This is a genomic window from Streptomyces sp. NPDC058685, from assembly GCF_042714725.1.
Classification (GTDB): Bacteria; Actinomycetota; Actinomycetes; order Streptomycetales; family Streptomycetaceae; genus Streptomyces.
On sequence record NZ_JBHXSL010000002.1, the window covers coordinates 313,490 to 321,990 of the forward strand.

Genomic DNA, 8,501 nt, shown 5'->3' on the forward strand with positions numbered 1-8,501 from the left:
ACTCAGGTGGCGTCTGCGTCGAAGGGCGGCCGCTCGTCCTGATCGACCTTTTCGCGCTTCTTCAGCAGGTCGGGAGTGCCGGAGGAGGCCCCCGTGGAGCCGTCGGCTCGGGAGACCGCGGCCGGCACGGAACGGTCCGCGTCGGAGCCGTTCACCGCGTCCGCGACGTCGTTCATCTCTTTCTTGAGATCGAAGGAGCTGCGGAGCTCCTTGAGCTCCTTCAGGTCCTCGTTCTCGTTCAGCTGCTTGCGGATGAACGTCTTGGGGTTGAGGTCCTCGAATTCGAAGTCCTTGAACTCCGGCCCCAGTTCGGTGCGGATGTCCTCCTTGGCGCTCTCGGAGAACTCGCGGATCTTGCGGATGAAGCGGGTGACGTCCTGAATGACCTTGGGCAGCTTGTCGGGTCCGAAGACGAGCACGGCGAGCACGATGATCGTGACCAGCTCCAGTGCGCCTATGTCATTGAACACCCTGCTGCTCCTCGTGTTCTCTGTGGCCCGCAGATCGGATGGGTGCCGGGCCCGAACCACGGTACCCGGCGGAACTTCCGTGCGTCACGCGCCGTCGGCCGAGCCGAGGGTCAGTGTCATCGTCCGTTCCTTCCCGGCGCGGACCACCGTCAGCTCCAGCCGGTCGCCCGGGCGGTGGGAACGGATCTTGACGATCAGCTCCTCGCCGCTGTGCACCCGCTGGCCGTCGACCTTGGTGATGACGTCACCGGCCTTGATGCCGGCCTTGGCCGCGGGACCGCCGGCCGAGACCGACCCGGAACCGTCCTTGCCCTTCTCGCCCACGCGCGCGCCGTCGCCCGTGTACTTCATGTCGAGGCTCACGCCGATCACCGGGTGGGTGGCCTTGCCGGTGTTGATCAATTCCTCGGCGACGCGCTTTCCCTGATTGATCGGAATGGCGAAGCCGAGGCCTATCGAACCGGCCTGGCCGCCCTCCGCGCCCGCCGTGTCGGCGGCGCGGATCGCGCTGTTGATGCCGATGACGCGGGCCTTGGTGTCCACCAGCGGGCCGCCGGAGTTGCCCGGGTTTATCGGGGCGTCGGTCTGGAGGGCGTCGACATAGCTGACGTCGCTGCCGTCGCCTTTCTCCCCGCCCGCGGTGATCGGCCGTTCCTTGGCGCTGATGATGCCGGAGGTGACCGTGTTCTGGAGGTCGAAGGGGGCGCCGATGGCCACGACCGGGTCGCCGACCTGGACGCTGTCGGAGTTGCCGAGCGGCAGGGGCTTGAGCCCGGAGACACCCGTGACCTTGACGACGGCGAGGTCGTAGCCGCTGTCCTTGCCGACGAGGGTCGCCTTGGCCGTCTCGCCCCCGCTGAACGTGACGGAGATCTCACCGGCGGCGCCCGCCGGGTCGACGACATGGTTGTTGGTGAGGATGTGGCCCTGCTCGTCCAGGACGAAGCCGGTGCCGGTGCCCTGTTCGCCGCCGCCGCTCACATGGAGGGTGACGACGCTGGGCAGGGCGCTGGAGGCGATACCGGCCACGCTGTCGGGCGCACGGTCGCCGTTGTCCCGGGGGGCCTGCTGCAACTCGACCTGGGTGATGCCGCCGTTGCGCTCGATGTACGCACCGATCCCGCCGCCGATACCTCCCGCGAGCAGCGCCACGACGAGGGCCCCCACCAGGAGCGAACCACGGCGGCCGCGCTTCCTGGCGGGCTCACCGGGGTGCGTCAGCGGGGCGGCGCCGGGGGCGCTCCACGGGTCGTACTGGAGCCACAACGAGGGCTGCTGGTGGGTGCCCTGGGGCTGGTGCGGGTGCTGAGGCGACAGCGGGTGGTGCGCGCTCTGCGGGTCGGGCTGGGCGTGCGGGTGGTGGGCCCCCGGGGCCTGCGGCTGCGCATCGGGCTGGGGCTGGGCGTGCGGGTGGGGAGGTGCGGGGGTCGGCGTCTGCTGGTGCGACGGCGGGGCGAAGGCACCGCCCGCGGTGGCCTGCCCCGGGCTGTGCGGTGCCGCGTACTGCGGAGGTACGGGCGTGCCCTGCGCGGGAGTCGGCACCGGCCGCTGGACCGGCGGGGCGGGCGCCCAGGGTCCCGGCCCGCCGTACGGCGGCGTGCTGTAGACGTCCGGCTCGTGCAGCGGCTGCGGACGCTGCTCGGGCACCGGCCCGGCGACGGGCTCGGCGACCGGAGCGACGACGGGTTGGGCAACCGGCCCGGCGACGGTCTCGGGCACCTCGGCGGTGACGGGCTCGGCCGCCGTTCGAGACTCCGCGCCCGCTTCCGATGCCGCCGGCCCCGATACGGCGACCGGCACCGGCGCGAGCGGCTGCGTCTCGGATTCACCATGAGCAGCACGTCCCGCACTGGGCCGACTCCACCACTTCGCCTTGGGTCCGGTGGGCTTCCCGTCGTCCATGCTCTCCCCGCAAACTGCCGACCACGGCGGCACCCCTGTGCGGTACCCCTCGGAAGATTCAACCAGGTTTGCGAATCCGCGCGCAGTGCCCGGTCAGCGCCGGGTCGTCAGAGACTGCGCGGGCTGCGTGGGGGCAATGAGGTGCGTGGGAGCCGGTGTTGCGTTCGCCTGGATGGCGGGAGCGGAAGCGAGCTGGAAGGCCGAGCCCGTCGGGCGTATCAACGACGGTGCGGTGAACAGGGAGTTCACCACGGCCGGGACGGCGAGAGCGGGGTCCTGGGCGGCCGTCGCGGCCCCCATGCCGGGAGCCGAGAGGCCGATGGGACGGTCCTCGGACCTGGCCAGGCCGTTGCCCCCGGCGCGGCGGCGCTCGTACTCCGTACTCCTGACGGATCCGGGCGCGGACGTCGACGAGGTGCCGCTGCCCGACGTGCCGTTGCCCGTCGTACCGGAGCCGGCGGAGGCACGCAGCGGCGTGACGGTGTTCCCGGCGCCGCCTCCCCTGGGGTTCGCCTGGACCGAGGAGTCCAGCGGCAGCGAGCCGCCGAGGGCGATCGCGGCGAAGGAGACCGCGCTCGCCGCCGCGAACGCGAACCTGCGGCCGCGCCAGGGAGAGCGCTCGGCCTCCTGGCGTCCCACTTCATGGATGCGGAAGCCGTTCGATCCTCCGGGGAGGACCGCCGCGTGCGCGCCCCCGGGGACGTATCCGAACGTCTCCGAGCGGGGGTCGCCGGTTCTACCCGCGGACGGACTCAGCGCTCCGAACACGGCTTCGGTCATGCGGCCGCCGCCGAACGGGCCGTCCCTGCCGTCGTCACCGTCGGACGGTCCGGCGGGCAGCCCTTGGAGCCGCGCGAGCAGCCCCTCGGAAGGCGGCGGTGGTGCGGTGTGGGCGAAGACGTCCTTCAGCCGGCGCTGGGCGTCGGCTTCGGCCTTGCACTTGGGGCAGGTCGCCAGATGGGCGAGCACACGGTCCCGGGCGTCGTGTTTCAGCTCACCGTCGACAAGCGCGGCGAGCCGGTCCCCCAGGTGCTGCTCGGCAGGGGTCGGGCTTGAGCCACTCACGCCGTTCCGACCTCCCCTGCCAGACCGACCGCCGCCGTCAGCGTCCGCTGTTCGGCGCGGGCCTCGGGGGAACGGTGCTGAAGTGCCTTGCGCAGATGCGAGCGTCCGCGGTGGATCCGGCTGCGGACCGTGCCGAGCTTGACGCCCAGGGTCGCGGCGATCTCCTCGTAGGACAGCCCCTCGATGTCGCACAGGACCACGGCGGCACGGAACTCGGGCGCAAGGGTGTCCAGCGCCTGCTGGACGTCGGCGTCGAAGTGCGTGTCGTTGAAGACCTGCTGCGGGGACGGCTCACGGCTGGGCAGCCGCTCGGCCGCGTCGTCGCCGAGCGCGTCGAAGCGGATGCGCTGCTTCCTGCGGACCATGTCCAGGAAGAGGTTCGTGGTGATGCGGTGCAGCCAGCCCTCGAAGGTGCCCGGCGTGTACGTCGACAGCGAGCGGAAGACACGGACGAAGACCTCCTGCGTGAGGTCCTCGGCGTCGTGCTGGTTGCCCGTGAGGCGGTACGCGAGACGGTAGACACGACCGCTGTGCGTGCTGACGATCTCCTCCCAGGTGGGAGGCGTCCACGCCTGCGATTCCGCATCCGATGCGAAGGTCGCTGTAGTTGCGGAGTCGGCTGTGCGAGAACGGTCAGCAATGTCGGTCACGGATCTCGGCTCACCCGGTGACCTGAGGAAGCGCTTCAGCACTCCTCTCCGATCCGCAGGTGCAGCCGCACCTCCCCTGTCGGCTCTGGTGGTGTCCAGCGGAGCCCCTACCATAGCCACCTCGCCCGTTAGCTCCGGATAAGAATCTTTACGCGAATTTGGGTGCTGCTTCCGACCCTCGTCCATGTACTCCCCCCGCCTTCATAACGCCCGGTCCCATCAGCGGGTTCCCGGGCGCAACGGATACAGTCAGCGTCGCGCCAACTACGGGGACAGGAGAGGGTCATTACCGCCAACCGGCAGACGAGCTGGGCGTTCGCCGACGCCTTTGTCGCCGAGGACGACGCGCTGCGCTGGGCCCGTGACCGGTCCCGGGAGTCAGGGCTCTCCTCGGTGTCGCCAGGCACCGGCGCAGCGCTGCGCCTGCTCGCTGCCACCGCCGACGCGAAGGCGGTCGCGGAGATCGGCACGGGGACGGGCGTCTCCGGGATCTATCTGCTCCAGGGCATGCGGCACGACGGCGTCCTGACCACCGTCGACCCCGAGCCGGACCGGCAGCAGTTCGCGAAGCAGGCCTTCCGCGCGGCGGGCTTCGCGGGCAACCGCGCCCGCTTCATCCCCGGCCGTGCCCTCGACGTCCTCCCCCGCCTCGCGGACGGGGGCTACGACCTCGTGTTCTGCGACGGCGACCGGATGGAGTCGCTGGACTGTCTCGCTGAATCGTTGCGCCTGCTCCGACCTGGGGGTCTTGTGTGCTTCGAAGGCGTCTTCGCCGACGGCCGCACAGTCGACTCGGCGGCGCAGCCGGCGGAGGTGCTGCGCCTGCGCGAGCTCCTTCGCGCGGTCCGGGAGAGCCAGGAGCTGCTGCCCTCGCTGCTGCCGGTGGGCGACGGTCTGCTCTGCGCGGTCCGCCGGGGCTGACCCGCCGGACCGCGGCGCCCGACCCGGCGACACCGTCCAGCGACTCCATGCGGTCGCCCCAGCGCTTCACGATCCGTTCCGGAAACCACGCTGCCCCGGCACCAAGCGTGCCGGGGCAGTGAAAAGTGTGGGGCTTCCGCGTCAGCCGACGACCTTCTTCAGGGCGTCGCCGAGAGCATCGGCTTCGTCCGGTGTCAGCTCGACAACAAGCCGACCGCCGCCTTCGAGCGGAACGCGCATGACGATGCCCCGCCCCTCCTTGGTCACCTCGAGCGGGCCGTCGCCCGTCCGCGGCTTCATGGCCGCCATGCTCGTTCCCCTTCCTGAAACCAGCTCATCGGCCGACAACCCAGGTGTCACCGGCATCGAACACAGTGCTTCCAGGTCATTATCCCGCATGGCGGGACCCGATGACCAACATCAGTCGGCATCGCTTAGGCAACGCGCTCGCGCAAAACCACTCAATTCGGCGATCCGCCTGCGATACTTCGCCGCCCTCCGCACCGAAGCCGCTCGAGATTGCCGGAAGATTGTTAGACGCAGGTCACATGCCCACCCACCGCGATCTCCGCCATGCTGGCCCTGGACACCACCGCTGAGCCGTAAAGGGGACCTGCCATGGCCGACTCCGTGCTGTACGAGGTGAGCGACGGACTCGCGACGATCACGATCAACCGGCCCGAGGCCATGAACGCGATGAACACCGAGGCGAAAGTCGCTCTGCGGGACTCGGCCGAGGCAGCCGCCGCCGATCCTGCCGTACGGGCGGTTCTGCTGACGGCGACCGGGCGCGCGTTCTGCGTGGGCCAGGACCTCAAGGAGCACATCTCGCTGCTGGCCGAGGACAAGGAGTCGGGCACCGGCCACACCATGAACACGGTGCGGGAGCACTACAACCCCGTCGTTCGCGCGCTGACCGGGATGCCGAAGCCCGTCGTCGCCGGCATCAACGGCGTGGCCGCCGGAGCGGGCCTCGGCTTCGCCCTTGCCGCGGACTACCGGGTCGTCGCCGACACCGCCTCCTTCACCACCTCCTTCGCGGGGGTGGCACTGACCGCCGACTCCGGCGTCTCCTGGACGCTGCCGCGGCTGATCGGCCAGAGCCGGGCCGCCGACCTGCTGCTCTTCCCGCGGTCCTTCTCCGCCCAGGAGGCGTACGAGCTGGGTATCGCGAACAAGCTCGTCCCGGCCGACCGGCTGGCCGCCGAGGCCGCGGCGGTGGCCCGCGCGCTGGCGGACGGGCCGACCGTGGCGTACGCCGCGATCAAGGAGTCGCTCGCCTACGGCGCCGGGCACACGCTCGACGAGACGCTGGAGAAGGAGGACGAGCTCCAGACGCTGGCGGGCGCGTCGGAGGACCACACCATCGCGGTGCGGGCCTTCGTCGCGAAGGAGAAGCCGAAGTACCTGGGTCGTTAGGCCGGGCGTCGGGTCTCCGTCAGGAGGCCCGGCCGGCCGGGGCGGCGCCTCTGGCCATGCAGTCGGCCAGGTGGTCGTCGACCAGGCCGCACGCCTGCATCAGGGCGTAGGCCGTCGTGGGTCCGATGAACCGCAGGCCCTGCTTCTTGAGGGCCTTGGCGAGCGCCGTGGACTCGTCGGTGACGGCGGGGACGTCAGCGACGGTCCGCGGCGCAGGCCGGGAAGCCGGGTCGGGTGCGTACGACCAGATGAGCGCGTCCAGCTCGCCGGCCGGCCGGCCGGCGAGCACTCGCGCGTTGGCGAGGGTCGCCTCGATCTTGGCGCGGTTGCGGATGATGCCCTCGTCCGCGAGGAGGCGCTCCTTGTCGGCGTCGGTGTACTGCGCGACCGCCGCGATCGCGAAGCCGTCGAAGGCCCGGCGGAAGCCCTCACGCCGGCGCAGGATCGTGATCCAGGACAGTCCGGACTGGAAGGCCTCCAGGCAGAGCCGCTCGAAGAGCGCGTCGTCGCCGTGGACCGGCCGGCCCCACTCCTCGTCGTGGTACCTGACGTAGTCCTCGGTGGACAGTCCCCAGGGGCAGCGCAGCCGTCCGTCGGGCCCCGCCACCGCCCCGCCGGTCACTGCTCGGAGTCCTCATCGGGCTTGCCGAACCGGTCGTCGGGCTCGGTGAAGCGGTCCTCGGGTTCGGTGAAGCGGTCACCGCGCCGGAAGCGGTCGCCTGGCTTGGCGAAGGGGTCGCCGGGTCCCGTGAACAGGTCCGCCGTGCCCACCGCGGTCGCCTGTGCGCCGGCCAGGGCGGACTCCAGCTCGGCGATACGGGCGTCGCGCTCGGCGAGCTCCGCCCCCAGGCGGCCCAGCACGTCGTCCACGTCCGCCATCCGGTAGCCGCGCATGCCCACCGGCAGCCGCAGCGCCTCCACGTCCGCGCGGCCGACGGGCCGGGACTCGGGAAGGGGATCGACCAGCTGCTCGGGCGCGGCCTCGGGCAGCGCCGCGCTGTCGCCGCCGCCGACCACGGCGAGCGTGACCGCGGCGACCACCACGACCATCGCGATCAGCAAGAACAAGAACACGGGCGAACCCTCTCCACCGAACGGAATCTGTCCGCTGCTGATCGTGCCACGACCGTCCGGCGGTTAGGGTCGCAGGCGGACGAACCGAGGAGGAAACAGCTGATGCTGCGGCTGGGCCAGCGCGAATTCGACGCGCACGAGCCGGTGATCATGGCGATCGTGAACCGTACGCCCGACTCCTTCTACGACCAGGGCGCGACGTTCCGCGACGAGCCCGCGCTCGCCCGGGTCGAGCAGGCGGTCGCCGAGGGGGCCGCGATCATCGACATCGGCGGGGTGAAGGCCGGGCCCGGCGCCGAGGTCACCGCCGAGGAGGAGGCGCGGCGGACGGTCGGCTTCGTGGCCGAGGTACGCAAGCGGTTCCCCGAGGTGGTGATCAGCGTCGACACCTGGCGGCACGACGTCGGCGAGGCCGTCTGCGAGGCCGGCGCGGACCTGCTGAACGACGCGTGGGGCGGGGTCGACCCTCAGCTGGCCGAGGTCGCCGCACGGTACGGCGCCGGCCTGGTGTGCACGCACGCGGGCGGTGCCGAACCGCGTACGCGCCCGCACCGGATCGCGTACGACGACGTCGTCGCGGACATCCTGCGCGTGACGCTGTCACTGGCGGAGCGGGCCGTGGAGCTGGGCGTACGGCGTGACGCGATCATGATCGACCCCGGACACGACTTCGGGAAGAACACGCGCCATTCGCTGGAAGCGACGCGACGGCTCGGCGAAATGGTGGAGACGGGCTGGCCGGTGCTGGTCTCCCTGTCCAACAAGGACTTCGTCGGGGAGACGCTGGACCGCCCGGTGAAGGAGCGCGTGATCGGGACGCTGGCGACGACCGCCGTGTCGGCATGGCTGGGGGCGCAGGTGTACCGGGTCCACGAGGTGGCGGAGACCCGCCAGGTACTGGACATGGTGGCCACGATCGCCGGCCACCGGGCTCCGGCGGTGGCCCGCAGGGGCCTGGCCTAGGGTCCGTGCCCGCTGGAGCCCCGGTCGCCGGACGGGC

10 protein-coding genes are annotated in these 8,501 nt (G+C 71.3%); 3 read left to right on the forward strand and 7 right to left on the reverse strand.

Annotated elements, in window-relative coordinates; genetic code table 11:
* Window positions 1-2: 2 nt before the first annotated feature.
* From ACFWU3_RS03125 to sigE, 4 genes are all read right to left on the reverse strand, one after another.
* A complete protein-coding gene (locus ACFWU3_RS03125; RefSeq protein ID WP_384430230.1) occupies window positions 3-470 on the reverse strand; it encodes a sec-independent translocase in 468 nt (155 codons plus the stop codon).
* A gap of 84 nt (window positions 471-554) precedes the next feature.
* Window positions 555-2,372 (reverse strand): trypsin-like peptidase domain-containing protein, encoded by a 1,818-nt coding sequence (locus tag ACFWU3_RS03130; RefSeq protein ID WP_384430233.1) that lies wholly within the window; start codon window positions 2,370-2,372, stop codon window positions 555-557.
* Window positions 2,373-2,465: 93 nt separating this feature from the next.
* The gene (locus ACFWU3_RS03135) at window positions 2,466-3,437 is read right to left on the reverse strand and encodes an anti-sigma factor family protein (RefSeq protein WP_384430236.1); all 972 of its coding nucleotides are present in this window, start codon (window positions 3,435-3,437) and stop codon (window positions 2,466-2,468) included.
* Window positions 3,434-4,201: an RNA polymerase sigma factor SigE gene (gene sigE, locus ACFWU3_RS03140; protein WP_327680591.1), complete on the reverse strand. Its 768-nt coding sequence runs from the start codon at window positions 4,199-4,201 to the stop codon at window positions 3,434-3,436. The genes ACFWU3_RS03135 and sigE overlap by 4 nt, the downstream gene beginning before the upstream one ends.
* Window positions 4,202-4,330: 129 nt before the next feature.
* Here sigE and ACFWU3_RS03145 point away from each other — a divergent pair, with 129 nt between their 5' ends.
* Window positions 4,331-5,008, forward strand: a complete 678-nt coding sequence (locus ACFWU3_RS03145) for an O-methyltransferase (protein WP_384430283.1) — start codon at window positions 4,331-4,333, stop codon at window positions 5,006-5,008.
* A gap of 141 nt (window positions 5,009-5,149) precedes the next feature.
* Here the strand turns inward: ACFWU3_RS03145 and ACFWU3_RS03150 are convergent, their stop codons facing one another.
* Window positions 5,150-5,317, reverse strand: coding sequence for a DUF3117 domain-containing protein (locus ACFWU3_RS03150; protein WP_003966491.1), 168 nt, complete (start codon window positions 5,315-5,317; stop codon window positions 5,150-5,152).
* 309 nt (window positions 5,318-5,626) lie between these two features.
* On the opposite strand from ACFWU3_RS03150, the gene ACFWU3_RS03155 reads away from it, so the two are divergent.
* A complete protein-coding gene (locus ACFWU3_RS03155) occupies window positions 5,627-6,427 on the forward strand; it encodes an enoyl-CoA hydratase/isomerase family protein (protein WP_384430240.1) in 801 nt (266 codons plus the stop codon).
* 19 nt (window positions 6,428-6,446) lie between these two features.
* Here ACFWU3_RS03155 and ACFWU3_RS03160 read toward each other — a convergent pair whose 3' ends face one another.
* Both ACFWU3_RS03160 and ACFWU3_RS03165 read right to left on the reverse strand, forming a co-directional pair.
* On the reverse strand, window positions 6,447-7,049 hold the full coding sequence (locus ACFWU3_RS03160) for a DNA-3-methyladenine glycosylase I (protein WP_384430243.1): 603 nt from the start codon (window positions 7,047-7,049) through the stop codon (window positions 6,447-6,449).
* Window positions 7,046-7,501 carry a DivIVA domain-containing protein gene (locus ACFWU3_RS03165; protein WP_384430245.1) on the reverse strand — a complete coding sequence of 152 codons (456 nt, stop codon included), beginning with the start codon at window positions 7,499-7,501 and terminating at the stop codon, window positions 7,046-7,048. The genes ACFWU3_RS03160 and ACFWU3_RS03165 overlap by 4 nt, the downstream gene beginning before the upstream one ends.
* A 102-nt stretch (window positions 7,502-7,603) precedes the next feature.
* Between ACFWU3_RS03165 and folP the strand changes: the two genes are divergently transcribed.
* Entirely contained in the window at window positions 7,604-8,464 is an 861-nt protein-coding gene (gene folP / locus ACFWU3_RS03170; protein ID WP_384430248.1) for a dihydropteroate synthase, read from the forward strand.
* Window positions 8,465-8,501 lie beyond the last annotated feature (37 nt).